This window comes from Bradyrhizobium ferriligni, from assembly GCF_056837965.1.
Map to the genome: position 1 here is coordinate 149,654 of NZ_JBXEJO010000003.1, position 25,787 is coordinate 175,440.

26 protein-coding genes are annotated in these 25,787 nt (G+C 64.7%); 19 read left to right on the forward strand and 7 right to left on the reverse strand.

Annotated elements, in window-relative coordinates:
* The first annotated feature begins 36 nt into the window (after window positions 1–36).
* The gene (locus AC1VNY_RS02665) at window positions 37–1,773 is read left to right on the forward strand and encodes a bifunctional protein-serine/threonine kinase/phosphatase (RefSeq protein ID WP_482403998.1); all 1,737 of its coding nucleotides are present in this window, start codon (window positions 37–39) and stop codon (window positions 1,771–1,773) included.
* A gap of 167 nt (window positions 1,774–1,940) precedes the next feature.
* Here the strand turns inward: AC1VNY_RS02665 and AC1VNY_RS02670 are convergent, their stop codons facing one another.
* Window positions 1,941–2,735, reverse strand: coding sequence for a substrate-binding domain-containing protein (locus AC1VNY_RS02670; RefSeq protein ID WP_482403999.1), 795 nt, complete (start codon window positions 2,733–2,735; stop codon window positions 1,941–1,943).
* A 237-nt stretch (window positions 2,736–2,972) separates the two neighbouring features.
* Window positions 2,973–4,196, reverse strand: a complete 1,224-nt coding sequence (locus AC1VNY_RS02675; protein ID WP_028343699.1) for a polyhydroxyalkanoate depolymerase — start codon at window positions 4,194–4,196, stop codon at window positions 2,973–2,975.
* A 174-nt stretch (window positions 4,197–4,370) separates the two neighbouring features.
* On the opposite strand from AC1VNY_RS02675, the gene AC1VNY_RS02680 reads away from it, so the two are divergent.
* The 3 genes from AC1VNY_RS02680 to AC1VNY_RS02690 all read left to right on the forward strand — a co-directional run bounded on the left by AC1VNY_RS02680 (window position 4,371) and on the right by AC1VNY_RS02690 (window position 5,951).
* A complete protein-coding gene (locus AC1VNY_RS02680) occupies window positions 4,371–5,027 on the forward strand; it encodes a glutathione S-transferase (RefSeq protein WP_482404000.1) in 657 nt (218 codons plus the stop codon).
* A 321-nt stretch (window positions 5,028–5,348) separates the two neighbouring features.
* Window positions 5,349–5,783: a cupin domain-containing protein gene (locus tag AC1VNY_RS02685; RefSeq protein WP_016848368.1), complete on the forward strand. Its 435-nt coding sequence runs from the start codon at window positions 5,349–5,351 to the stop codon at window positions 5,781–5,783.
* Window positions 5,784–5,813: 30 nt separating this feature from the next.
* Entirely contained in the window at window positions 5,814–5,951 is a 138-nt protein-coding gene (locus AC1VNY_RS02690) for a hypothetical protein (RefSeq protein ID WP_438073537.1), read from the forward strand.
* A gap of 90 nt (window positions 5,952–6,041) precedes the next feature.
* Here AC1VNY_RS02690 and AC1VNY_RS02695 read toward each other — a convergent pair whose 3' ends face one another.
* On the reverse strand, window positions 6,042–6,266 hold the full coding sequence (locus AC1VNY_RS02695) for a hypothetical protein (RefSeq protein ID WP_482404001.1): 225 nt from the start codon (window positions 6,264–6,266) through the stop codon (window positions 6,042–6,044).
* Window positions 6,267–6,459: 193 nt separating this feature from the next.
* On the opposite strand from AC1VNY_RS02695, the gene AC1VNY_RS02700 reads away from it, so the two are divergent.
* Window positions 6,460–6,810: a hypothetical protein gene (locus tag AC1VNY_RS02700; protein WP_482404002.1), complete on the forward strand. Its 351-nt coding sequence runs from the start codon at window positions 6,460–6,462 to the stop codon at window positions 6,808–6,810.
* A 106-nt stretch (window positions 6,811–6,916) separates the two neighbouring features.
* On the opposite strand, the gene AC1VNY_RS02705 is transcribed toward AC1VNY_RS02700, so the two are convergent.
* Window positions 6,917–8,020, reverse strand: coding sequence for a mandelate racemase/muconate lactonizing enzyme family protein (locus AC1VNY_RS02705; protein WP_028343703.1), 1,104 nt, complete (start codon window positions 8,018–8,020; stop codon window positions 6,917–6,919).
* 223 nt (window positions 8,021–8,243) lie between these two features.
* On the reverse strand, window positions 8,244–9,485 hold the full coding sequence (locus AC1VNY_RS02710; protein WP_051002824.1) for an ABC transporter substrate-binding protein: 1,242 nt from the start codon (window positions 9,483–9,485) through the stop codon (window positions 8,244–8,246).
* A 238-nt stretch (window positions 9,486–9,723) separates the two neighbouring features.
* On the opposite strand from AC1VNY_RS02710, the gene AC1VNY_RS02715 reads away from it, so the two are divergent.
* Window positions 9,724–10,563: an AraC family transcriptional regulator gene (locus AC1VNY_RS02715; protein ID WP_057014919.1), complete on the forward strand. Its 840-nt coding sequence runs from the start codon at window positions 9,724–9,726 to the stop codon at window positions 10,561–10,563.
* A gap of 177 nt (window positions 10,564–10,740) precedes the next feature.
* On the opposite strand, the gene AC1VNY_RS02720 is transcribed toward AC1VNY_RS02715, so the two are convergent.
* A complete protein-coding gene (locus AC1VNY_RS02720) occupies window positions 10,741–11,751 on the reverse strand; it encodes a polyprenyl synthetase family protein (protein WP_038383001.1) in 1,011 nt (336 codons plus the stop codon).
* 135 nt (window positions 11,752–11,886) lie between these two features.
* On the opposite strand from AC1VNY_RS02720, the gene AC1VNY_RS02725 reads away from it, so the two are divergent.
* The 10 genes from AC1VNY_RS02725 to AC1VNY_RS02770 all read left to right on the forward strand — a co-directional run bounded on the left by AC1VNY_RS02725 (window position 11,887) and on the right by AC1VNY_RS02770 (window position 19,988).
* Window positions 11,887–12,114, forward strand: coding sequence for a putative signal transducing protein (locus AC1VNY_RS02725; protein WP_026193157.1), 228 nt, complete (start codon window positions 11,887–11,889; stop codon window positions 12,112–12,114).
* Window positions 12,115–12,130: 16 nt separating this feature from the next.
* Window positions 12,131–12,934: a tRNA1(Val) (adenine(37)-N6)-methyltransferase gene (locus AC1VNY_RS02730; protein ID WP_482404029.1), complete on the forward strand. Its 804-nt coding sequence runs from the start codon at window positions 12,131–12,133 to the stop codon at window positions 12,932–12,934.
* A 245-nt stretch (window positions 12,935–13,179) separates the two neighbouring features.
* Window positions 13,180–14,091, forward strand: coding sequence for a S49 family peptidase (locus tag AC1VNY_RS02735; protein WP_028343707.1), 912 nt, complete (start codon window positions 13,180–13,182; stop codon window positions 14,089–14,091).
* A 116-nt stretch (window positions 14,092–14,207) separates the two neighbouring features.
* On the forward strand, window positions 14,208–14,399 hold the full coding sequence (locus tag AC1VNY_RS02740) for a hypothetical protein (RefSeq protein ID WP_026193154.1): 192 nt from the start codon (window positions 14,208–14,210) through the stop codon (window positions 14,397–14,399).
* 118 nt (window positions 14,400–14,517) lie between these two features.
* Window positions 14,518–15,453, forward strand: coding sequence for a glycine--tRNA ligase subunit alpha (locus AC1VNY_RS02745; protein ID WP_482404003.1), 936 nt, complete (start codon window positions 14,518–14,520; stop codon window positions 15,451–15,453).
* Window positions 15,453–17,549 carry a glycine--tRNA ligase subunit beta gene (gene glyS, locus AC1VNY_RS02750; RefSeq protein WP_482404004.1) on the forward strand — a complete coding sequence of 699 codons (2,097 nt, stop codon included), beginning with the start codon at window positions 15,453–15,455 and terminating at the stop codon, window positions 17,547–17,549. Before AC1VNY_RS02745 ends, glyS begins: the two co-directional genes overlap by 1 nt.
* 3 nt (window positions 17,550–17,552) lie before the next feature.
* On the forward strand, window positions 17,553–18,149 hold the full coding sequence (locus tag AC1VNY_RS02755; RefSeq protein ID WP_482404005.1) for a class I SAM-dependent methyltransferase: 597 nt from the start codon (window positions 17,553–17,555) through the stop codon (window positions 18,147–18,149).
* A complete protein-coding gene (locus AC1VNY_RS02760) occupies window positions 18,146–18,520 on the forward strand; it encodes a GFA family protein (RefSeq protein WP_038383006.1) in 375 nt (124 codons plus the stop codon). Before AC1VNY_RS02755 ends, AC1VNY_RS02760 begins: the two co-directional genes overlap by 4 nt.
* Window positions 18,521–18,658: 138 nt before the next feature.
* Window positions 18,659–19,759: a hypothetical protein gene (locus AC1VNY_RS02765; protein WP_482404006.1), complete on the forward strand. Its 1,101-nt coding sequence runs from the start codon at window positions 18,659–18,661 to the stop codon at window positions 19,757–19,759.
* Between the two features lie 37 nt (window positions 19,760–19,796).
* Complete coding sequence (locus AC1VNY_RS02770) at window positions 19,797–19,988, forward strand: hypothetical protein (RefSeq protein ID WP_482404007.1); 192 nt, start codon at window positions 19,797–19,799, stop codon at window positions 19,986–19,988.
* Here the strand turns inward: AC1VNY_RS02770 and AC1VNY_RS02775 are convergent.
* On the reverse strand, window positions 19,985–20,344 hold the full coding sequence (locus tag AC1VNY_RS02775) for a DUF1236 domain-containing protein (protein WP_028343713.1): 360 nt from the start codon (window positions 20,342–20,344) through the stop codon (window positions 19,985–19,987). The genes AC1VNY_RS02770 and AC1VNY_RS02775 overlap by 4 nt on opposite strands.
* Window positions 20,345–20,578: 234 nt before the next feature.
* Between AC1VNY_RS02775 and AC1VNY_RS02780 the strand changes: the two genes are divergently transcribed.
* From AC1VNY_RS02780 to AC1VNY_RS02790, 3 genes are all read left to right on the forward strand, one after another.
* Window positions 20,579–20,734: a DUF3096 domain-containing protein gene (locus AC1VNY_RS02780; RefSeq protein WP_016844375.1), complete on the forward strand. Its 156-nt coding sequence runs from the start codon at window positions 20,579–20,581 to the stop codon at window positions 20,732–20,734.
* Between the two features lie 91 nt (window positions 20,735–20,825).
* Window positions 20,826–23,735: a pyruvate, phosphate dikinase gene (ppdK, locus tag AC1VNY_RS02785; protein WP_482404008.1), complete on the forward strand. Its 2,910-nt coding sequence runs from the start codon at window positions 20,826–20,828 to the stop codon at window positions 23,733–23,735.
* 328 nt (window positions 23,736–24,063) lie between these two features.
* On the forward strand, window positions 24,064–25,542 hold the full coding sequence (locus AC1VNY_RS02790; protein WP_482404009.1) for a cell wall hydrolase: 1,479 nt from the start codon (window positions 24,064–24,066) through the stop codon (window positions 25,540–25,542).
* The last annotated feature ends 245 nt before the right edge of the window (window positions 25,543–25,787 follow it).

Here is a 25,787-nt window from a genome sequence, read left to right on the forward strand (position 1 = left end):
CCTGTCGCGGAGGGCCCCATTCGCTTGGGACGGTCGATGCCGCGCGCGCTGAAAATATCGGTCGGGCAATTCTCTGATCAGGGCCGCAAGGACGCCAATCAGGACTTCCACGGCGCCTTGATCCCCGACGAGCCGCTGCTCGGCCTGAAGGGCATCGCCGTGGTGCTCGCCGACGGCATCTCCTCGAGCAGCGTCGGCCGCATCGCCGCCGAGTCCGCGGTCAAGAGCTTCCTGACCGACTACTACTGCACCTCGGAATCCTGGTCGGTCAAAACCTCGGCGCAGCGCGTGCTGGAGGCGACCAATTCCTGGCTGCACGCGCAGACCAGGCGCAGCCAGAATCCCTACGACAAGGACAAGGGCTACGTCTGCACGCTGAGCGCCCTGGTCGTTCGGTCGACCACCGCGCACCTGTTCCACGTCGGCGACTCCAGGATCTACCGCGTCGCCGGCAACAGCCTCGAGCAACTGACCAACGACCACCGCGTCGTGATCTCCTCGCAGCAGAGCTATCTCGGCCGCGCGCTCGGCGTGAACCCGCAGCTCGAGATCGACTACCAGGCTCTCCCGCTGGAGCGCGGCGATATCTTCCTGCTGGTGACCGACGGGATCTACGAGCATGTCCCGGCGCGGCAGCTGGCGAAGGCGATCAAAGACGGCGCCGCCGATCTCGATGTTGCCGCGAAGTCGATCGTCGAGCAGGCTTATGAGAACGGCAGCCCGGACAATCTCACCGTGCAGATCGTCCGGATCGACGAATTGCCCGACGGCGATGCCGGCGAGGTGTTCGGCCAGCCCACCGAACTGCCGCTGCCGCCGCTGCTCGACGCACGGATGCTGTTCGACGGCTATCGCATCGTGCGCGAGCTGCACGCATCGCACCGCAGCCACATCTATCTCGCGGTCGATGAGGACAGCGCCACCACGGTCACGATCAAGATCCCCTCGATCGACCTGCGCGACGATCCGGCCTATCTGAAGCGCTTTGTGATGGAGGAGTGGGTCGCCCGGCGGATCGACAGCCCGCATGTGCTGAAGCCGTTTCTGCCGCAGCGCAAGCGCAACTTCCTCTACGTCACGATGGAATATATCGACGGTCAGACCCTGACGCAGTGGATCACGGACAATCCCGCACCGGCGCTGGAGACGGTGCGCGACATCACCGAGCAAATTGCAAAAGGGCTGCGCGCCTTCCACCGCAAGGAGATGCTGCATCAGGACGTCAGGCCCGACAACATCATGATCGACAGGACCGGCACGGTGAAGATCATCGATTTCGGCTCGACGCGGATTGCGGGTGTCGCAGACGCGGTGCCGGCGGGCGTCGAGGACATCCTGGGCACCCAGCAATACACCGCGCCGGAATATTTCCTCGGCGAGGGCGGCACCGCGCGCTCCGATCTGTTCTCGCTCGGCGTCGTCACCTACCAGATGCTGACGGGACGCTTGCCCTATGGTGCGCAGATCGCGCGGGCACGGACGCGGTCCGACTTCAACCGGCTGGTCTACCGACCGGCCGCGCATGCCGGCCGCGACGTCCCGACCTGGGTCGACGGCGCGCTGGAGCGCGCCGTGCACGCCAATCCGCTCAAGCGCTACGAGAGCTTTTCGGAATTCCTGTTCGACCTGCGCAATCCCAACGCAAAATATCTGACGACGTCATCGACCCCGCTGATCGAGCGCAATCCGGTGCTGTTCTGGAAGTCGACCACCCTGCTGCTGGCGCTGGTCGTGGTGGTGCTGCTGGCCTACGGCGCGCATCACTTGCGGTAGGGAATCTGATTTGCGTTGATTTATCCCCGTCATCCTGAGGAGCCGCGAAGCGGTGTCTCGAAGGATCGACGGCCACCAGCCGGGCCGTGCATCCTTCGAGACGCCCGCAAGTGCGGGCTCCTCAGGATGACGGGGAGGGAGTAGAACGGGGAGAGAGTCGGACGCCGCTAATGCGTCCCACCCGCCGCGATCGGATCGAGGCCGCTCTTGACCAGCGCGTCGCGCGCATCTGATGAGGCGAGGAAGCTGATCAGCGCCTTGCCGGCCTCACGCTCCTTTGAAACCGTCGCGATCCCGGCGGAAAACACCGTGATCTTCTGCAACGGCTCCGGCAATGGGCCGACGATGTCGATGCCGGTCACCGGCTTCAGCTCGGAGATCTGCTGCAGGCCGATCTCCGCCTCGCCTTTGGCCACGATCTCGCCGACCGGGGTCGCCGGGATCATCCGCGCCTTGTCCTTCATCTGATCGGCGATGCCGAGCTTTGCGAACATCTCGGTCGAGACATAGACGCCGCTGGCGCTGTCCGAATAGGCGACCGATTTCGCCGCCAGCAGCGCCTGCTTGACGGTGTCGGCCGAACCGATGTCCGGCTTCGCCGCGCCTGATTTCACCGCGATCCCGATCGGCGACTTCACGAGGTCGACGCGGCTGTCGGCCACCACCTTGCCCTGCTTGATGAGATCGCCGAGCGCATAGCCGACCATGATCAGCACGTCGGCCGGCTCGCCGCGCTCCAGCCGTACCGGAATGGCATTGGTCGTGGTGCCCATCGACGGCCCGAAGGCGGTCACCACCTTGTGCCCGGTCTTGCGCTCGAACTCCGGCACCAGCGCCTTGTAGGCCGCCGTCAGCCCGCCCGAGATCATGACATGGACTTCGGCGGCGGATACGGCTGAGGTGAAGGCGAGGGCGCCGATGACGGCGAGCGTGAGGGCACGGAGGGCGGTAGGCGCGCGCATGGAGTTTCTCCCTGGACGATTCTTCGGAAGCGGGTCGTCGTGGCCGGGGAGACTACTGCGCGAGGGCAGGCATGGCTAGCCGCAGCGTCTTTGCGAGGCGCGCAGTGATGGAATGGAGCAGTGTCGGGAGGCGAGATTTCGTAGCCCGGATGAAGCGGAGCGAAATCCGGGGCCGGCTACTCCGCAGAAACACCTTCCCGGATTGCGCTTCGCTTCATCCGGGCTACCGGGAATCTCTCACGAATTCACATGCACGAAATCGCGCAGCAGCGGGTAGATCTCGTTGTTCCAGCGCTTGCCGGAAAACACGCCGTAATGGCCGACGCCGGCCTGCATGTGATGCACCTTGCGATAGGTGCGGACCCCGGTGCAGAGGTCTTGCGCGGCGAGCGTCTGGCCGATCGAGCAGATGTCGTCCTTCTCGCCTTCCACGGTCATCAACCCCATGCGCCGGATCGCCGCCGGATTCACCGGGCGGCCGCGATGCATCAGCATGCCCTGTGGCAACAGATGCTCCTGGAACACGTCGCGCACCGTCTCGATGTAAAACTCCGCCGGCAGATCCATGACCGCGAAATATTCGTCGTAGAAGGTCTTGATCACAGCGGCCTTGGCGGTCTCGCCCTTGGCGAGATGATCGGCGAGATCGATATGCTGCTTGATGTGGCGTTCCAGGTTCATCGACACGAACGCCGTGAGCTGCACGAAGCCGGGATAGACCTGGCGCAACGCGCCCTTGCACTGCATCGGCACGTAATTGATCAGATTGTCCTCGAACCATTTGATCGGCTTGCTCTTCGCGAATTCGTTCACCTTGGTCGGCTGGATCCTTGTGTCGATCGGCCCGGCCATCAGGGTGAGCGAGGCCGGCCGCGCCGGATGATTGTCCTCCGACATGATCGCGGCGGCCGCCAGCGCCGACACCGAAGGCTGGCAGATCGCCACCATATGCGCGCGCGGGCCGAGCTGGCCGAGGAAGTCGATCAGATGGTCGGTGTAATCCTCGAGCCCGAAGCGGCCCTTGCTGCGCGGGATGTCGCGCGGGTTGTGCCAGTCGGTGATGTAGACGTCGTGGTCCTGCAGCAGCGTCTTCACGGTGCCGCGCAGCAGCGTGGCGAAATGCCCGGACATCGGCGCCACCAGCAACAGCCGCGGCTGCTCCGGTCCGTCCACCTTCCTGAAATGCAGCAGCGAGCCGAACGGCGTCGCATAGGCGACCTCCTCCGTCACCTCTAACTCCCTGTTGCCGACGGTCACGCTGCCGATGCCGTAGTCGGGACGGGCATAGCTCAGGCTGGAGCGCGAGATCAGCTCGAGCGCGGCGGCGAGCCGGCCGAACGTCCGGTAGGACGCGCCGCGCGGCACCAGATTGAGATAGCGCAACGCCGCCGCGGCGCCGGTTCGCCACGGCGCGGTGAGGTCCATGTGGTTCTGATAGGCCTGGTACAGCATTGACATCATACGCATCCACCCGTGGCCCGGCTTGCCATGCAATATCGACGCCAGAGGCGGGGCCGGCCGCCCGGCAAATTGGCACGTGGCTTGCTGCAAAAACTGATGGCGCCGGGTGCGCGGCGGCTGAACCGGCGCGCGATGTCCGGGAGCTGAGGACGCGTTCAGGCGTGAGGGACCGATATGGCGAAAGCGACACTCACCATCAGCAGCAAGAATTACTCCTCCTGGTCGCTGCGCGGCTGGCTGCTGGCGAAATTCGCCGGGCTCGAGTTCGAGGAGGTGGTCACCGCGCCCGACGACCCGTCGGCCCGCGCCGAGCTGCTGCTGCTGTCGTCCTCGATCCTGGTGCCCTGCCTGCGCCACGACGGTGCGACGGTCTGGGATACGCTGGCGATCGGCGAGTATCTCAACGAGATCATGCCGCATGCCGGGCTGCTGCCGGAAGACCGGATTCAGCGCGCGCATTGCCGTTCGATCTCCGGCGAAATCCATTCCGGCTTCACCACGCTGCGCTCGTCGCTCCCGGTCAATCTCAAGGGCCATTTCCCCGGCTTCAAGATCTGGTCGCGGGCGCAGGCCGACATCGACCGCGTCCGCACCATCTGGCGCGACTGCCTCGGCGCATCGGGCGGGCCGTTCCTGTTCGGCGAACGCCGCACCATGGCGGACGCGATGTATGCGCCGGTCGTGACCCGCTTCATGACCTATGACGTCAAGCTCGAGCCTGCGCTTACGGTGTATGCCAGCACCATCATGACGATGCCCGAGATGCAGGAATGGATCGAGGCCGCGAAGGCGGAGCCGGCCGACGTCGAGGAGCTCGAGGTCGAATATTAGGCAGTGCCCGGGCCGGCCTGCCTGCATCGGCGGCTCAAGCACGAGGCAAGCCTTGCTCAATGGACGTGCCGTCGGCGTCAGGCATTGGCGCCACGCGACGGGTGTGCACGACAGCCGTCGAAGCGCAAATTCGCGCCTCGCTCCAAATGCTTCCGCGGCGATGTCAGCGCATGGCGAGACGGTTCGCCGCAGCCCAACCCGGCTGGCAAGGATTTCGCATGGCAATGGCCGAGCTGTGACCGCGACGATGCGACGCTGCCGAAAATTTGGACGCCGAGCCGCGCCGCGATCTCGCGAACACGAGAACCGTGGAGGCTTGAAATGAACCAGCACGCCGTCGTCAGCAAATTTTCCCACGTCAAACCCGGTGACACCGAGTTCAAGGGCGGAGGTCTGCGCGACTTCTTCCTGTATCGCGATCTCGGCATCGCCGATGCCACCAGCGGGCAGGTGATCTGTCACCTGGTCAAGGCCAATCCCGACATGCCGCCGGAGCAGGGCACCGGCTGGCACAAGCATCTGTGCGATTTTCAGATCGTCATCATGACCAAGGGCTGGGCGCGCTTCATGTACGAGGACAAGGAGACGCTGGTCGAGGCCGGCGACGTCATCCATCAGCGTCCCGGCATCACCCACTACCTGTTCGATTACTCGAAGGACATGGAATACCTCGAGATCGTCAGCCCCGCCGATTTCAAGACCGTGGACGTGCCGCCGGCGACCGAAACGGTGCCGCCGATCACGCCGTGGAAATGATCGCCAGGGGTACAGAGAGGAGGGATCGCAATGTCGTCTGCGGAGGAGTTAACCTTTGTTATCGGCCGCTGGCTGCGGCCGATCGTCATGCTTCTGTATGTGGTGCGCAGCCTCGGGCTGATGACCACATCTAGCCGTGAACAACGCGGTACGCTGCTCGATCAGTGATTCGGACGCGGTTCGTTCCACCCGCGTTCCAAATCTTAAGACACGGTGCGCGCGCGTCGCGTTTTGAAACAGCGCGCGCCGATGCCGGTCTCAGGCGATGCCCGCCTGCTTCTCGCGCGGCTTCCGCCAGGCGATGACATTGGCTTCCAGCGCGCCGCCGGTGGTGTCATTGCGCCACTGGCCGTTGACGAAGCGGCAGGCGAACGGCAGCTGATACGTTCCGCTATGATCCTCACAAAGTACTTCCACGCGCTGTTCCGGCGCAGGTTCGCCATTGCCGTCGAATTGCGCCATCCGTTTTTCGCGCGTTGCCATGCGATCTGTCTCCACTGCCCAAGGCCGAGCCAAAAGGGATCGAACCAAACAAGTTCCGAGGCCCCCGTCCCCACGAGTAGTCCCGTAATGGGTGAAGCACACCGCTTGAATGCGGTTTCAGTGTGGTATGTCTGCCTCGCTTTCAGCGTCGCGAGCACAAAACTGTGAATGACGCATTTGCCTGGAGACGCCGATGACTGCTCGTTTTGTTCTCGCCTTGCTGGCACCGCTCGCACTCGGCGTCGCCGCAACCGCGCATGCGCAGGACGTTCCCGGCATCGAGATCTGCACCGTCGAGAAAACCATGGAGCGGCGCACCAGCTGTCTGCAGAGCAACGTCGATTTCCTGCAGAAGACGATCAACAAGCTCACATCGGATCATCGGCAGAAGCTCGACGCCGCCAACCGGCAGATCGCGAGCTTGCAGAAGCTCGTCACCGATCTGCAGGCCGCGCAGGTCAAGCTGACCGAGGACCTGAAGAAGAAGGCCGACGCGCCGCCGGCGAAGGATGCCGCGCCCGCCGCCAAGGACGGGTCGAAGTAGAAAACCGTCATTGCGAGCGAAGCGAAGCAATCCATCCCACCGCGCGTGCGGAACGATGGATTGCTTCGTCGCTTCGCTCCTCGCAATGACAGGAAGCGTGTCTCAGCTACGCCACCCGATACTTCTCCATCACGTCGCGATCCGGCTCGTAACCGAGTCCGGGGCCCTGCGGCACGGCGACATGGCCGTTGGCGTCGACGTCGATGCGGTCGCCCCACAGGCAGGCGGGACGCTTCATGAAGAACACCTCGATCAGCCCTGCGTCGCGGATCGCCATCAGATGCAGCGTGGCGAGGAAGCCCGGCCCGAAATAGGGCGAGTGCGGAATCACCTGGACGCCGAACTCGTCGGCGAGGACGGCCACCCTGAGGAATTCGGTGATGCCGCCGACCTTGATCACGGAGGGCTGCGCGTGACTGACCGCGCCCGCGGTCATCATCTGGCGGAATTGATGCACGGTGCAGGCGTTCTCGCCGGCCGCGATATCGAGCCGACCTTCTCTGCGCACCTCGGCGAGCGTCGCAAAATCCTCCGGCGGCCAGACCGGCTCCTCCAGGAACAGCGGCGCGGCCTGCTTGCAGTCGCGCGCGAACTGGATCGCCGCTGGTCCGTCCAGCGGGCAGTTCATGTCGACCATCAGCGGCACGCCGGGGCCGATCGCCTCGCGCGCGGCGGCCACCGCAGGCACGGTGGTCTCGTGCAGCTTGATCGCGGAATAGCCCAGCTTGATCGCCTTCTTGCATTCGGCGGCGATATGCGCCGGATTGCCGATCCGCATCAGGCTCGCATAGGCCGGGATCGTGCTGCGCTTCGCGCCGCCGATCAGTTGATGCAGCGGCACGCCCTTCACCTTGCCGGCGAGATCCCACAGCGCGATGTCGAGCGCCGAGATCGCAAACATCGTGATGCCGTAGCGGCCGAACAGATGCAGGTTGCGCTGGATCTGCTCCATCGCGGCGGGGATGCTGGCCGCGTCGGGCACCTCGAGGCCGCGCGCCTGCGGCGCGATCATCTCGGCCACCGCCGTGCAACTCGTCTTCGGGCAGACATAGGCGAACGCATCGCCCCAGCCGGTGAGGCCGGCATCGGTCGAAACCTCGACCAGCACCATGTCGAGCGCCGAGATCGCGGAAGCTCCCTGGCGGAAGCTCGCGGGCCCGGCGTCATAGGGAATGCGGATATGGTGGGCGCGGACGTCGGTGATTTTCATTGTTGTTGTCCTTCCGATCGCAGGATGTGCCTGGAATTCGTGGTGGCCGGACACTTGAGCCTGAAGAACGGCGTCGCTTCGGCTGGTCTGGGTTCCGGCCATCGCAAATCTTGCTCGTAACGAGTCTTGCTTGCGACAAGTCTTGCTCGTGAATCATGTCGAAGACGTGGATGCCCGGCGCACGGCCGGGCATCACGAACCGCAAAGTTGTGGAGGAAAGCCCTCAACTGCTCTTCTCGCCGCTCATGATGGGGCCGAACCGCTCCCAGCTCTCGCCCTTGAAGCGCATCATCTGCAACTGCTCGATCGGCGCATAGTCGTCCGGCCCGGTCTTGATCTTGGTGCCGGGCAGATAGATGCCGATCTCGAAGTTGAGGCTGGCCGCCTGCTTCATCAGATTCTCGCGGGTAAGATTGTCGCCGCACTGCCGCAACACCTGCTCGAGACCCTTGGCGACACCATAGCCGAATACGGTCGCGGCGTCGTCGAGGTCGCCTTCGGGATACCATTTGGTCATGAAGGCGCGCCACTCGGTCATCGCCGGATCGTTCTTCCACTCGGTATCCTTGGGGTCCTTGAGATACGCCGTGGACAGCACGCCCTGGCTCGCTTCATAGCCGGCCGGCTTCATCACGCCGCCGATCGAGCCGGACACGTTGGTCAGGAACTGCACCGGATGCCAATCGAGCTCGGCGGCTTTCTTGATCGCCTGCGCCGCGAATTTCGGCGTTGCAATGTTGACGAAGATGTCGGGGTTGGCGCCCTTGATCTGCACGATCTGCGAATCCACCGTTGGTGACGAGGTCTCGTAGGAGGATTCGACGACGATCAGCTTCTTGGCCTGGTCGCCGAGTCCGTCGTGCAGGCCGATCAGATAGTCCTTGCCGAAATCGTCATTCTGATAGAGCACGCCGATGGTCTTGCCCGGATAGTTCTGCAAAATGTACTTGGCATAGATGCGCGCTTCGACCTGGTAGCTCGGCTGCCAGCCCATGGTCCACGGGAAGTTCTTCGGATCATTCCACTTGGCCGCGCCGGTGGAGACGAACAGCTGCGGCACCTTCTTGGCGTTCATGTATTTCTGGATCGCGGTGTTGCCCGGCGTGCCCAGCGGATTGAAGATCAGGAGCACCTCGTCGCTCTCGACCAGCTTGCGGGCCTGCTCGACCATTTTCGGCGGTGAGTAGGCGTCATCGTAGGAGATGAAGTTGACCTTGCGGCCGTTGATGCCGCCTTCACTGTTGAGCTTGTTGAAATAGGCGGCTTCGGTCTTGCCGATCGTGGCGTAGGCGGACGCCGGACCGGAATAGGGCATGATGTTGCCGACCTTGATCTCGGTGTCGGTCGCGCCCGGATCGTATTTCTTCTGCGCGTTGGCTGCGCTTGCGAAGGCGATCGTCAAAAGCCCCGCAAGCGCCGCGGACTTGACGCAGTTGGCATAGCTCAAGCGTTGGTGGTGCATCATTGTCCTCCCTGACATGCTGGCCGCGGCTCTTGCAGTCTTGATTATCGGGCAGCTTGGTGAGCCGTCGGATCGATGCGTCGGCGAGTATGCACGATTGCAACATTGTTGCCAGCGACGGCTTTGCGGGTAAATTTCCGTGGAGCGGAACCGCGGTTTCACCGCCGGGCAGCAAGGACTGTCAAATGCCGCGCGCGGCAGCGGTGCATGATGCCCGAGCTTTACAGGAAAGCCGTCATCCATGAATCCAGCCCAGAAGGCGCTCTGGTACATCGAAAGCCATCTCGGCGCGCCGCTGACGCTCGACGAGATTGCCGCCGTTGCGGGCGTCTCGCGCTTCCATCTTGTACGTGCGTTCGCGGAAGCGACCGGGTTCTCGGTGATGCGTTATGTGCGGGCGCGCCGCCTCAGCGAAGCCGCGCGCCAACTCGCGGCCGGTGCGCCCGATATTCTCAGCCTCGCGCTGGATGCGGATTACGGCTCCCACGAAGCATTCACCCGCGCGTTTCGCGACCATTTCGGCGTCACGCCCGAGACGGTGCGCGCGACAACGTGCCTGACGACGCTCAATCTCCAGGAGCCGATCACCATGATCTCGACAGCTCTCGACCACATCGATCCGCCGCGCATTGCCACCGGAAAGGCGTTCCTCGTCGCCGGCATCGGCGAGCGTTACAATCACGGCAATGGCAGCGATGCCGGTATTCCCAACCAGTGGCAGGGCTTCCACCAGCAATGCGCGCACATCCCCCGCCAGGTCGGTAACGTCGCCTATGGCGTTTGCTGCAACGGCGACGATGCCGGCAATTTCGATTACATCGCCGGCGTCGAGGTCGCCGATTTCTCCGACCTGCCGCGCGAGTTCGCGCGCGTCCGCATTCCCGAGCAGAAATACGTCGTGTTCACCCACGCCGACCACATCTCGACCATCCGCCGCACCGTCAACACGATCTGGAATCGCTGGCTGCCGCAATCCGGCATGAAGGTCGCGGACGCGCCGAACTTCGAGCGCTACGACGAGAAGTTCGACGCGAGCACCGGCAATGGCGGGCTGGAGATCTGGGTGCCGGTGAAGGAGTAACGGGCGCCGGAGCAGCAAACCCTGGTGTCGCCCCTGCGAAAGCAGGGACCCACAACCACCGATGGTTGTTATTTGGGTGACGCCGGAATGACGAGTCCCGCCTAAAACTCTGGCCGCAGAGTATCGGTCCCTGCTTTCGCAGGGACGACACCGTCTTGTTGCTCGCGAGTGCCTAGATCAATGAGAGCGCGCCAGGCAGAATGCGACGACCTCTTCCAGCGCCGTCTTCATCGGTGAGGGCGGGAACAGCGCCAGCGCGTCGACGGCCATCGCGCCGTAGTGCTGGGCGCGGCTGATGGTGTCTTCGAGGGCGCGGTGCTTGGTCATCAGGCCGATGGCGTGGTCGAGATCGGCCGCTCCGATCTCGCCGCGCTCGAGCGCCCGGATCCAGAATTTGCGCTCGGTGTCATTGCCGCGGCGGAAGGCGAGCACCACCGGGAGCGTGATCTTGCCCTCGCGGAAATCGTCGCCGACATTCTTGCCGAGTTTTGCGGATTTGCCGCCATAGTCGAGCACGTCGTCGACGAGCTGGAAGGCGATGCCGAGATTCATGCCGACCGAGCGGCACGCGGTCTGCTCGGCCTTGGGGCGGTTGGCGATCACGGGTCCGACCTCGCAGGCCGCGGCGAACAGCTCCGCGGTCTTGCCGCGGATCACGGCGAGATATTCGTCCTCGGTGGTCGCGGTGTTCTTGGCTGCGGCAAGCTGCATCACCTCGCCTTCGGCGATGGTGGCGGCGGCGGCCGAGAGGATGTCGAGGGCGCGGAGCGAGCCGACCTCGACCATCATCCGGAACGCCTGGCCGAGCAGGAAGTCGCCGACCAGCACGCTCGCCTCGTTGCCCCACAGCATCCGCGCGGACAATTTGCCGCGGCGCAGCTCGCTCTCGTCGACCACGTCGTCATGCAGCAGGGTCGCGGTGTGCATGAACTCGACCGCGGCGGCGAGCTTGATATGGCCGTCGCCGGAATAGTCCGCGAGCTGGGCCATCGCCAGCGTCAGCATCGGGCGCAGCCGCTTGCCCCCGGAGGAGATCAGATGGTTGGCGACCTCGGGGATCATGGTGACCTCGGAACCGGTCCGCGAAAGGATCGTCGCGTTGACGCGCTCCATGTCGGCGGCGACAAGTCCCACCAGCCCGTCGATCGAAGCATTGGACGGGCTTTCGAAGGGTACAATAACCGCCACGCTGGTCTCCAATTTTGCCGAATACGCACTATGCTCAGCTATAACAATAGAAACTGCGCGGTGCAGCGGCAAGGCCATCAAGTTATTGACATGTGGCGCAAGTGCCGCACAGCCGGGGCGACAGGAGAGCGTATTTTGCGGGAATTGGTACGGACCAATGACATGGTGCTGGTCTCCGCCATTGGCGCGCTGCTCGACAGCGCTAACATCCATCATCTGGTGCTGGACCAGAACATGAGCATCATCGAGGGCTCGCTGGGCGTGCTGCCGCGGCGGATCCTGGTGCATGAGGACGACAACCACGAGGCCCGCCAGCTCCTGACCGATGCCGGCCTCGGCCACGAATTGCGGGCCGATGATTAGAGCGTTTTCAAGCGAAGTGGACCCCGGTTCGCGTGAAGAAAACGCGTCAAAAAAGGAGTCTCCGGCCGCCGAGATCACCGAAGACGGATTTCTCGGTGGCCAATTGCGCCTGCGGCAACCCCGCAGCGGCCACCGCGCCGGCCATGACGCGATCCTGCTCGCCGCGGCGACACCGGCTCGATCAGGCGACCGCGTCGTTGATCTCGGCTCCGGCGTCGGCGCGGCCGGGCTGGCGGTGGCGCGGCGGGTGAGGGGGATCGAACTCGTCATGGTCGAAATCGACCCGGCCCTGGCCGAGCTTGCGCGGAATAACGCCGGCACCAACGCGATCATGGCGGAGGTGATCGTGCTTGATGTCGAAGCCGGCGCCGCGGCCTTCGATGATTCCGGCCTCGGGCCCGATAGCGCTGACGTCGTGCTGATGAACCCGCCGTTTAACGATCCGTCGCGGCATCGCACCTCGCCGGACGGTGTGCGCGAGCGCGCCCATGTCGCGACCGCGACCACGCTGGCCGGCTGGGTTCACGCGGCGCGGCGGATTCTCAAGTCGAACGGGCAGCTTGCGCTGATCTGGCGGGCCGACGGCATTGCCGAGGTGCTGGCCGCGCTGGACCGCGGCTTTGGCAGTGTCGAGATCCTGCCGGTTCACGGCGACGGGACGTCGCCGGCGATCCGAATCCTGGTGCGGGCGACCAAGGGCGGCCGGGCGCCGACGCGGCTCCATGCCGCACTGCTGCTCAATGAAGAGTCAGGCGTGCCCAATAAATGGGTGCAGGAGGTGTTGGCTGGGAAGGGGGAATTGCCGCTGGCGCGGCGCTAGCGGGCAGGGCGCTGCCCACGTCGTCAGAGGCACTAAATCACTGCGAAGCCGTTTCCGACTGGCGGTCCGGCGTGGACGTGAAGTGGATCGCCGCCAGGAGTGTACCGATCAGCAAAATCAGCAGATAGATTTTCATGAGTCCCTCTCCGCTCGCGCATTGCAGCCCCAATGACAAAATGCAAAACGCGTTCCACGGATTCCAATGACAGTGGCGTGATAAAAAGTGGTTAATTCGAGGTAACGGCATGAGTGAACAAAGAAGTGATCACGCTGGACGTTCGGGACTGCTCGAACGCGTGCAGGCAATGCTGCCGGCGCGCTTCAGGCGCGGGGCGGCCGTCGTGCCGGTGGTGCGGCTGGCAGGCGTGATCGGTGCGGTGACGCCACTGCGGCCCGGCATGACACTCTCCGGCGTCGCCAAGATGCTGGAGCGCGCCTTTGGTACGCGGAATGCCAAGGCGGTGGCGCTGGTGATCAATTCGCCGGGCGGCTCGCCGGTGCAGTCGCGGCAGATTTATTTGCGCATCCGGCAACTCGCCGCCGAGAAGAAGCTGCCGGTGCTGGTGTTCGTCGAGGACGTCGCGGCCTCCGGCGGCTACATGATCGCCTGCGCGGGCGATGAGATCTATTGCGATCCGTCCTCTATCCTCGGCTCGATCGGCGTGGTCGGCGGCAGCTTTGGCCTGGAGGGGCTGATCAAGAAGATCGGGGTCGAGCGCCGGCTCTACACGGCGGGCAGCCACAAGGCGATGCTCGATCCCTTCCTTCCCGAGAACCCCGACGACGTCGCCCGGCTGAAGGCGATCCAGCGCGAGATCCATGCGATCTTCATCGCGCTGGTCAGGCAGAGCCGCGGCAGCCGGCTCAATGGCGCCGACGACGTGCTGTTCACCGGTGAGTACTGGGCCGGCGATACCGCGATCGGTCTCGGGCTCGCCGATGGCATCGGCGACATCCGCTCCACGCTGCGGGCCCGCTATGGCGACAAGGTGCTGACCCCGGTGATTGCGCCGGCCAGCGGCTTGCTGTCCGGCCTGCTGGGCCGCCGGGCGCCGGGGGCAGGGTCGCTGGCGGCGCTGGATGGGCTGGCCGCGCTGCCGGACGAGGTGATCTCGGCGCTGGAAACCCGTGCGATTTGGGCCAGATTCGGGCTGTGAACACAGGGATGTGAGCGCGCCATTTAGTCCCAAAACCGCGATTGCGGCGCAGGCCGCCTTGCGCGAGAATGCTTGGCATTGGGGGCCTGACAGACGTGAACGACAAGGATCGACCGATGCCGCCGCTGATTGCATTCGCAGGCGTCTTGGGAAGCCTGGCCGTGGTCCGCTGGGCGTACAAGACGGCCGTCCGGATCAACCAGGAACTCGAAGAGGCGCGATTGTCCCGCGTGGCCGAGGCCACCCGCGCGGGCGAAATCAAGACCCTTCGCCGCGACCCCGTGACCGGGGCCTATCGCCCGGGCTAACCAGCTCTAAAATCCGCAAAATGGCGGTGCCGGATTTTCCGGCATCGCCTTGATTCCATTGGCTGCCGCCGATACGGTCCCGCGCGCCTCACACCCCTCCGCGAGATCGATTCCAACGATGGACGCCCTGCCTGACCACATGCGCCCGGAACGTTCGTTCCAGGGCTTCATCCTGGCCCTCCAGCGGTTCTGGGCCGAGCAGGGTTGCGTCATCCTGCAGCCCTACGACATGGAAATGGGCGCCGGCACCTTCCATCCCGCGACCACGCTGCGTGCGCTGGGGCCAAAGCCCTGGAACGCGGCCTATGTGCAGCCCTCGCGGCGGCCGAAGGACGGCCGCTACGGCGAAAACCCCAACCGCCTCCAGCACTACTACCAGTTCCAGGTGATCATGAAGCCGTCGCCGGCGAACCTTCAGGAACTGTACCTGAAGTCGCTGGCCGCGATCGGCATCGACGCCGCCGTCCACGACATCCGCTTCGTCGAGGACGACTGGGAGAGCCCGACGCTCGGCGCCTGGGGTCTCGGCTGGGAATGCTGGTGCGACGGCATGGAGGTGTCGCAGTTCACCTACTTCCAGCAGGTCGCCGGCGTCGAATGCGCGCCGGTCGCGGGCGAACTCACCTACGGGCTCGAGCGGCTCGCGATGTATGTGCAGGGCGTCGACCGCGTCTACGATCTCAACTTCAACGGCCGCGAGGGCGCCGAGAAGGTGACCTATGGCGACGTCTTCCTGCAGGCCGAGCAGGAATATTCGCGGCACAATTTCGAGTACGCCGACACCGCGATGCTGTTCGAGCAATTCAGGATGGCGGAAGAGGCCTGCCGCAAATATCTCGCCGCCGGCTGGCGCGAGGGTGGCAACAGTAAGGAACATCTGATGGCCTTGCCGGCCTACGACCAGTGCATCAAGGCGAGCCACGTGTTCAACCTGCTCGATGCCCGCGGCGTCATCTCGGTGACCGAGCGGCAGAGCTATATCGGGCGCGTGCGCGATTTGGCGAAGGCCTGCGGCGAGGCATGGATTCACACCGAAACGGGCAGGGCGGTCTGATGCCCGATCTTCTCCTCGAACTGTTCTCCGAAGAAATTCCCGCGCGCATGCAGGCCAAGGCGGCCGACGATTTGCGCCGCATGGTGACCGAGAAGCTGGTCGCCGAAGGCCTCGTATATGAGGGCGCCAAGGCGTTCGCGACCCCGCGCCGCCTTGCGCTGACCGTGCACGGCATTCCCGCGCGCCAGCCCGATTTGAAGACTGAACGTCGCGGCCCAAAGATCGGCGCCCCGGATGCGGCGGTGCAGGGTTTTCTGAAAGCAACCGGTCTCAAGTCGCTGGATGAAGCAAAAATCCAGAAAGATGCGAAGGGCGACTTCTACATCGCCCTGATCGAGAAGCCCGGCCGCGCCGCGATCGACGTGATCGCGGAAATGCTGCCGGTGATCATCCGCACCTTCCCCTGGCCGAAATCGATGCGCTGGGGCGCGCGCTCGGCCAAATCAGGCTCGCTCACCTGGGTGCGCCCGCTGCACGCCATCACCGCGACCTTCGGTCTGGAGACCGAGGAGCCTGACATCGTCAAGTTCTCCGTCGACGGCATCGAGGCCGGGCAGACCACCTACGGCCATCGCTTCATGGCGCCGGGTCCGATTTCGGTGCGCCGCTTCGAGGATTACGAGGCCAAGCTGAAGGCCGCGAAGGTGATCCTCGATCCGCAGGCGCGCAAGGACATCATCCTCGAGGACGCCAAGGAGCTGGCGTTCGCGCAGGGCCTCGAACTGGTCGAAGACCAGGTGCTGCTTGACGAGGTCTCCGGCCTCGTCGAATGGCCGGTCGTGATGATGGGATCGTTCGAGGAGCAGTACCTGTCGATCCCGGACGAGGTGATCCGCGCTACCATCCGCAACAACCAGAAGTGCTTCGTGGTCAGGGATCCCAAGACGGGGAAATTGACCAACAAGTTCGTGCTGACCGCCAATATCGAGGCGCCCGACGGCGGCAAGACCATCGTCGCCGGCAATGAGCGCGTGATCCGTCCGCGACTGTCGGACGCGAAGTTCTTCTACGAAACCGATCTGAAGACCAAGCTCGAGGACCGGCTGCCGAAGTTCGAGCAGATCGTGTTCCATGAGAAGCTCGGCACCCAGGCAGAACGGATCAAGCGGATCGAACGTCTCGCCGCCGAGATCGCGCCGCTGGTCGGCGCCGACGTCGAGAAGACCAGGCGCGCCGCGCACCTCGCGAAGGCGGATTTGCTGACCGAAGTGGTCGGCGAATTCCCCGAGTTGCAGGGCCTGATGGGGAAATACTACGCGCTGGCGCAGGGCGAGGATGCCTCCGTCGCGGCCGCCAGCGAGGAGCACTGGAAACCGCAGGGGCCGACCGATCGCGTGCCGACCGATCCGGTCAGCGTCGCGGTGGCGCTGGCGGACAAGCTGGATACGCTCGCGGGATTCTGGGCGATCGATGAGAAGCCGACGGGTTCGAAGGACCCGTTCGCGCTGCGCCGGGCGGCGCTCGGCGCGATCAGGCTTATCGTCGAGAATACGCTGCGCCTGCCGATCCTGAAGACGGCCAAATCCGCGTTGCTCGGATTGTCGCTCAAGGCCGATGCCGAAACACTGCCGAACGATCTGCTAACCTTCTTTGCCGACCGCCTGAAGGTCCAGCTGCGCGATCAGGGCGCGCGTCACGATCTCGTCGATGCCGTGTTCTCGCTCGGCGGCCAGGACGATCTGTTGCTCGTCGTCCGGCGCGTCGAGGCGCTCGGCAAATTCCTCGACAGCGACGACGGCAAAAACCTGCTCGCTGGCACGAAACGCGCCAGCAACATTCTCGCGATCGAGGAGAAGAAGGACAAGCGGACCTTTGACGGCGCGCCTGACGCCGCGCTCTACAAGCTCGCCGAGGAGAAGACGCTGGCCAAGGCGATCGACCAGGTGAAGGCCGAGGCCTCCGCCGCCGTCGCCAAGGAAGACTTCGCCGCTGCGATGAGCGCGATGGCGAAGCTGCGTCCGGCGGTCGATGCGTTCTTCGACAAGGTCAAGGTCAACGACGACGATCCGAAGGTGCGCGAAAACCGCCTGAAGCTGCTCAACGAGATCCGTGCCGCGACGCGTGCGGTGGCGGATTTCTCCAGGATCGAGGGCTGATCGATGGACCGCGCGACGCTCGCCGCTTACGACAAGGATGCGGCGGCGTTTGCGCAGGACTGGCACGAACAGCCGGCCCCGGTCGATCTGCACGACATCGTCACGCGTTTCCTCATCAAGGGCGGCGCGACCGCCGATATCGGCTGCGGCAGCGGCCGCGAGGTGGCGTGGCTGAACGCCAATGGCTTCCCGGCCGAAGGTTTTGATGCCTCCGATGGCCTGCTCGCGGAAGCTCGCACCCGCTACCCGGCGCTGCGCTTCATCCGCGCCGAACTGCCCGATCTGTCCGGCATCGCCGCCAACAGCTTCGACAATGTGCTGTGCGAGACCGTGATCATGCATCTCGACCACGCGCTGATCGCGCTGTCGGTGCGTCGCATGTTCGACGTCGTGAAGCCCGGCGGCATCTTCTATCTGAGCTGGCGCGTCACCAGAGGTGACGATGCGCGCGATGCCCATGGCCGGCTCTACGCGGCGTTCGATACCGCGCTGGTGCGCGCTGAGCTGGCGGCAGCCGAATTGCTGCTCGACGCGGAGGTCGTCAGCGCTTCGTCCGGCAAGGTCATTCATCGGCTGGTCGCCAGCAAGGGCAGGCGATGATGGCGCGGCTCGCGACATGCGCCTGCGGACAGCTCCGCGTCACCTGTCAGGGCGAGCCCGTCACAGTAGCGCTGTGTCATTGCCTGGAGTGCCAGAAGCGAACCGGCAGCACCTATGGCGTCGCGGCGTTCTTTCCGCGCGCCGACGTGGCGCCGCAGGGCGAAGCGCGCGAATACAGTCGCATCGGCGGCAGCGGGTCTGCTGTGGTGTTTCATTTCTGCCCGAATTGCGGATCGTCGGTGTATTGGGAGCCGCATCGCGCGCCGGATCTGATCGGAGTTGCGGTCGGCGCCTTCGCGGACCCGGATTTTCCCGCGCCGTCGCAATCGGTCTTTACCCAGCGCCGCCACGCCTGGGTCGTCGACAAATAGGCCGCCGACGCAGCGAGTTGCGTCGCGATGGAAATATTTCGACACAATTCGCAATTTGTTAACCATGCCCTGCGAAGGTCCTGACGAAGCAACGATTTCTTAAGACATCGCCCCTCGCGCCAATGCAGGGACCGCCCGATGACCTCGATCGGCACCACGTCCAATCCCTACGCCCAATATGGTTCGGCCTATGCGCGGGCAGCAGCGACGCCCTCGCTGGCGGCGACCTTGTCGGGCGACGGCACCGCCGGCGATCTGTCGGCGTCCTCGACATCCAACGCCGCAACCAACCTCACACTGTCGGACGCCGCCCGCGCGCAGCTCGCCAAGGCGCCGCTGCCGGATTTTGCCGCCGTCACCAGCTATGCGCGCATCACGCTCGACCGGCTCTACACGGTCGCCGGCGTCAAGGCACCGATCGTCGACGGCAAGACCACCATCGATCTCTCGACGCTGGACCGTCGCTCGCTGTTTGCGATCTCGACCAACAATGGCGGCAAGTTCACGCCGGACGAGCAGGCGGTTGCGACCACCGAACTGAAGCAGCGCTTCGACAAGGCGTTGGAACCGTCGCTGGCGACCACGCGCCTGACCGGCGACTACAGCGTCAGCTACAAGGCCGCGCTCGATTATCTCGATGGTGCGAGCGATGAGGAGAAGGCCACCGCAACCTGGGCCAGCCAACGCGCCGCGGTGCTGAAGGGCTATCAGGCGACGCAGCAGGATCCGAACACGGCGCCATCTGGAATTTCCGGCGATCCGATCGCGGCCGCGCTGGCGGGGACGGCGCCTCCCACGAAGAGCACGACGCGCGACTTCAGCAGCATCGCCGGCGACGTGCGCGCCTTCCTCGATCGGCAGAAGAGCGAGGCGGCGAAGAGCGGCAAGGAGCTGGTCTACGATTCCCGCCGCAAGACCGGACAGCTCGCCGACCTGTCCTCGCTCGACAACCGCTCGCTCTCGGCGATCTCGCTGAACCAGGACAAGAAGTTCTCCACCGAGGAGATCTTCGCGGCCAAGCAGGAACTCAACACGCGGACGCGTCTCGCCGTGCTCGACGCGCTGAAGCAGAGCCAGACCGCCGGCGATCCGCGCCAGTTCAGCCTCGGCATCCTCAAGCAATATTCCTCGATGAGCGCGGAGGAGCGGCAGGCGACCAACTGGACGCAGGATTTCCAGGACGCTGCGATCAAGAGCTACAAGTCGACCTCGACGTTGCTCTCGATCCTCAAATCGTAACCCACTCGACACTGAAGCGAAGCGCGCAGCGGGTTGCGTGAAGAACGTGAAGAAAGCGCGTCAAGACCAGGCGCTGGAATTCATCACAACGCGACGATCACAACACGACGGAAGAGCCCCGCCCGGAGGGGAGGCCGGACGGGGCTTTCTGGTCCGGTCGATCCTCGCGCACATCCGCTTGCGCGGCGCCCGGACTGTCGTTCAGGCGATCGTGCTGACGTTGATCTAGTCGACCACCTGAACGATCCGTCGCGAACGCGGCTCGACCAGAACGGTCTCACCGTTCACGACGGTGTAACGATAGGGCGTCGCGCCGAACCGCTGCGGCACGTCGTAAGTGGTCACGCCGGCGTCCGGCAGCACGGTGCCGACCACGATGCGATCCGGAACCGTGTAGTTCGGCACGCGCTCGCGCACGATGTACTCGCGGAAGGCCGGACGCTGCTCGACAGTAATGCCCTCGTCATCATCGACTGCAACCGGCGGGCCACCGCGGACGACGCCAACGGTCTGGGCCTGTGCGGCAACAGCCGGCACCGTGATCGCAGCAGCAACCGCTGCAACGGCAAGTATTCTGTTTCGCATGGCTCGCTCCATTCTTTTTCGGTGCGCGCCAGCCTTCGCCGATGCGCACGGCGAGCCAATGCATCGGCTGCGGTGATGTTCCGGAAAACCGCCGCCATATACGCGGCAATTTGGAGCAATTTTCGTGAGTTACGGGAACTCTCAGGCCGCGCGGGCGTCTTGATGTGGGAACCCCCTCAGCGGATAAACTGCCGCTCGATTCGCTCTTCCAAGAAACCCCCGGAGAAAACTTCAATGACCATCACCGCTGGGCATCTGCCTGCTATCGTGGCTCTGATCGCAGGCGTCCTGATCCTGATCATGCCGCGGCTCCTGAATTACATCGTCGCGATCTATCTGATCTTCGTCGGGCTCGTGGGGATGGGTCTGCTGCGCTGGCTGCACCTCTAACGGGAAAGCGGGGTTTCGCGGCTTGCGCGGAACCCCTCAAAATGGTGTAAGGCGCGCATCTTCGACCCCTCTTTTCGGATTGTTGTCTGACATGGCCAAAGCCGTCGCGAAGTCCAAGAAAACTGCCGAGAAAACAGCAGCGAAATCAAAGCCCTCCGCCGCAGCCCGCAAGGCCGCGCCAGTGCGCAAGGCGCTGAAGAAGAGCGCCCCGAAGGCGGCGCCGAAAGCCGCCCCCAAATCGGCTGCAAAGCCGGCCGCAAAGCCCGCGAGCAAGGCGCCGGCGACGGCCGTTGCGAAGAAGGCGGCCCCGGCTGCGATCAAGGCCGGCAAGTGGGTCTATACGTTCGGCGACGGCAAGGCCGAGGGCCAGGCGACCTTGCGCAATCTGCTCGGCGGCAAGGGCGCCAACCTCGCGGAAATGGCCAATCTCGGGCTGCCGGTGCCTCCCGGCTTCACCATTCCGACCTCGGTCTGCACCTATTTCTACGAACACGACAAGACGTATCCGAAGGAATTGAAAACACAGGTAGAGAAGGCGCTCGACTATGTCGGCAAGCTGACCGGCAAGACGTTCGGCGACGCCAAGAACCCGCTGCTGGTCTCGGTCCGCTCGGGCGCGCGCGCCTCGATGCCGGGCATGATGGATACCGTGCTCAACCTCGGTCTCAACGACCGGACGGTCGAGGCGCTCGCCGAACTCTCCGGCGACCGCCGCTTCGCCTATGACAGCTATCGCCGCTTCATCACGATGTATTCGGACGTCGTGCTCGGCTTCGAGCATCATCACTTCGAGGACATCCTCGACACCTTCAAGGACGGCCAGGGCTATTCGCTCGACACCGACCTCACCGGCGACGACTGGGTCGAGCTGGTCGGCAAGTACAAGGAGGCGGTCGCCAAGGAGACCGGCCACGACTTCCCGCAGGATCCGCACGATCAGCTGTGGGGCGCCATCGGCGCGGTGTTCTCATCCTGGATGAACGCGCGCGCGGTGACCTATCGCAAGCTGCACGACATTCCGGAATCCTGGGGCACCGCCGTCAACGTGCAGGCGATGGTGTTCGGCAACATGGGCGAGACCTCGGCGACCGGCGTCGCGTTCACCCGCAATCCCTCGACCGGCGAGAGCAAGCTCTACGGCGAGTTCCTCATCAACGCGCAGGGCGAGGACGTCGTCGCCGGCATCCGTACGCCGCAGGACATCACCGAGGAGGCGCGCCAGGAATCCGGCTCCGACAAGCTGTCGATGGAAGCCGCGATGCCGGTCGCGTTCAAGGAGCTGACGCGGATCTACACGCTGCTCGAGAAGCACTACCGCGACATGCAGGACATGGAGTTCACGGTCGAGCAGGGCAAGCTGTGGATGCTGCAGACCCGCGGCGGCAAGCGTACCGCGAAGGCGGCGCTGCGCATCGCGGTCGAGCTCGCCAATGAAGGCCTGATCTCGCGCAAGGACGCGGTGACGCGGATCGATCCGGCCTCGCTCGACCAGCTGCTGCACCCGACCATCGATCCGGCCGCCAAGCGCGACGTGATTGCGACAGGCCTGCCGGCGTCGCCAGGCGCCGCCTCGGGCGAGATCGTGTTCTCGTCGGACGAAGCGGCCAAGCTGCAGGCCGACGGACGCAAGGTCATCCTGGTCCGCATCGAGACCAGCCCTGAGGACATCCACGGCATGCACGCCGCGGAAGGCATCCTCACCACCCGCGGCGGCATGACCTCGCACGCGGCGGTGGTCGCACGCGGCATGGGCAAGCCCTGCGTCTCCGGCTGCGGCACCATCCGCGTCGATTACGGCCGTGGCACCATGAGCGTGGGCTCGCGCACCTTCAAGACCGGCGACGTCATCACGATCGACGGCTCGGTCGGCCAGGTGCTGGCCGGCCGCATGCCGATGATCGAGCCGGAGCTGTCCGGCGAGTTCGGCACGCTGATGGGCTGGGCCGACGAGGTCCGCAAGCTCGGCGTCCGCGTCAACGGCGACACGCCCGATGACGCGCGCACCGCGGTGAAGTTCGGCGCCGAAGGCATCGGCCTCTGCCGTACCGAGCACATGTTCTTCGAGGAGACCCGCATCCGCACCGTGCGCGAGATGATCCTCTCCGAGGACGAGCAGTCGCGCCGCGCCGCGCTGTCGAAGCTGCTGCCGATGCAGCGCGCCGACTTCGTCGAGCTGTTCGAGATCATGCAGGGCCTGCCCGTCACGATCCGCCTGCTCGATCCGCCGCTGCACGAGTTCCTGCCGCACACCCAGGCCGAGATCGAGGAAGTGGCGCGGGCCATGAACACGGATCCGCGCAAGCTCGCCGACCGCGCCCGTGAACTCTCCGAGTTCAACCCGATGCTCGGTTTCCGCGGCTGCCGTCTTGCGATCGCCTACCCGGAGATCGCCGAGATGCAGGCGCGCGCGATCTTCGAGGCCGCCGTCGAGGCCGGCAAGCGCACCGGCAAGCCGGTCGGTCTCGAGGTGATGGTGCCGCTGATCGCGACCAAGGCCGAGTTCGATCTGGTCAAGGCGCGGATCGATGCGACCGCTAACGCGGTGATGAAGGAAACCGGCGTCAAGCTGAGTTACCAGGTCGGCACCATGATCGAGCTGCCGCGCGCCTGCCTGATGGCGGGCGAGGTGGCCGAGACCGCGGAGTTCTTCTCCTTCGGCACCAACGATCTGACGCAGACCACCTACGGCATCAGCCGTGACGACGCCGCGAGCTTCCTCGGTACCTATGTCGCCAAGGGCATTCTCGAGATCGATCCGTTCATCTCGGTCGATCGCGACGGCGTCGGCGAACTCGTCAGGATCGGCGTCACCCGCGGCCGCAAGACGCGGCCGCGCCTCAAGGTCGGCATCTGCGGCGAGCACGGCGGTGATCCCGCGTCGGTCGCGTTCTGCCACGAGGTCGGGCTCGACTACGTCTCGTGCTCGCCCTATCGCGTGCCGATCGCGCGTCTGGCCGCAGCGCAGGCCGCGCTCGGCAAGGAGATCGCCAGCCAGGCGTGAGCGACTGCGTAGTTCAGAGAAGTGCAATGGCCGGGACCAAGTCCCGGCCATTTTTGCTTCTTGCGTGCGCTGTCGTCAGCACGCAGCGACGGTGCCGCGTAACACCTTGTTCACCATCCCTGTTGACCGGTTGTTTACGACCTTCGTGCGCCGCGCGTTTACCAAGGCGCCCAATGCAACCTGCGAAACATGCGCGATCGCTTGAGTGTAGCGCGCGAGCAACGCCGATTAACTCCGCGGCAACCTAAACGGTTTAGCAACGAGAAAGGTCGAATTGCGCGGATGTACCGCGTTCGATTGCACTCAGTAAGCGTTGCGTGAGCGTACGATGTTTGTGTCGCGTAACCAGCCGAAGGGCGCACGTCTTGCGCTCTTCGGTCTCGGTCTTGGCATCTTCGCACTTATGCCGACCGAGATCGGATATCAGGATATTGCCTCGCTCCTGGCCCGGCAGCCCGGCGTCGCCGAGCGCTGGCAGAAGCGCGTCTTCGCCTCCGCCGTCGGCTCCATCCAGGTCGCGACCTACAGCTTCGGCCGTCCGATCGGCACGTCCGCGCCGCAAGCCCCGCAAATCCTGCTCGCAAGACTGGACAGTTCGGACCTCGACATCACCGGCACGGTGACGCGCAATCCGATCGCCGCCCCCCCGCCGCGCTACCAGGCATCTGATTTTCCCAGGGTCGATCGCACCCTGAAGGGCGATCGCCTCGTCGTCCGGCGGCCTGATCAGGTCGAACCTGCAGAGCCTGCAAATACGGCGCCGGCGAACGAAGATCCCGCGACATCGAATTCGTCGGTCAAAGGCATGAAGACCGCGACCGCGCCGGCCGATAGCGCGCCGCTCGATCCTGAATTGCAGGAGGCGCTGCGCGCGCCGCCCTTGCCGCAATATGCCAAGCCGTCGCCGCAGCAGAATGACGTTTCGCTGTCGCTCGAGGCCAACCCGCTCGACGATCTGAAACCCGCGCCCGCGAAGCCCGCGGTTGCGCCGGCCGATGCGGCGCGCGAGCGCGACCCGTTCGCATTCCAGACCGCCAGCCTGTTCTTCGGCTCGTCGCTCGGCATGCCGGAGAACCTCGAGCGCTGGCAGCCCGGCGAGGCGCCGGTTGTCGTGACGCCGGCAGCAACGCCCGATCCTGACATGAAGGTGATGGCATCACTGCCGGTCGATGCCGATGGTCCGGTCAAGGCCGGCGAGTTGGGCGAGAGCATCGCGCCGAAGGGCGAGGTCAATGCCGACGACCAGCACACCAAGACGCCGGCGGAGCGGCTCGGCCTGTTCGACGAGAAGTCGCGCGCCAAGTCGGAGAAGTGCCTCGCCGAGGCGGTCTATTTCGAAGCCCGCGGCGAAGCGGTGCGTGGCCAGATCGCGGTCGCCCAGGTGGTGCTGAACCGCGCCTTCTCCGGCAAATATCCGGAGACGGTGTGCGGCGTGGTCTACCAGAACAAGAACCGCCACTACGCCTGTCAATTCACCTTCGCCTGCGACAACATCGCTGACGTCGTCCGCGAGCCCGACATGTGGGATCGCGCCAGGAAGATCGCGAAGGCGATGCTCGACGGCGAATTGTGGCTGCCGGAAGTCGACCGCTCGACCCACTACCACGCCTACTGGGTGCGGCCGTCCTGGGTCAGCGAGATGAAGAAGATGTACAAGTTCGGCGTTCACACCTTCTATCGCCCGCGCGCCTGGGGCGACGGCAGCGACGCGCCGAGCTGGGGCAACCCGGCCGAGACCGCCAAGATCTCGGCGCAGCTTGCCGAGGCCGCCCGGAGCTCGGCCGAGCAGGCCAGCGCCCGTCGATAGGGCTGTCAACCTAACCTCCCCTTGAAAAGGGGAGGTCGCTTTGCTCGTCAGAGCAAAGCGGGTGGGGATCTGGTCCCTCCACGAGCAGCGATGCTCGTGGCTGACCCCCATCCCGACCTTCCCCCTTTCAGGGGGAAGGAGAAGGCAACGTTCCCCGCCATTCGGCCTGAGCCGTCGCGATATTCGGGGCAGATGCGTCGCAACCTCACGACGCCGTTCCGGGATGGCGCGCAGGGCGTGCCCCG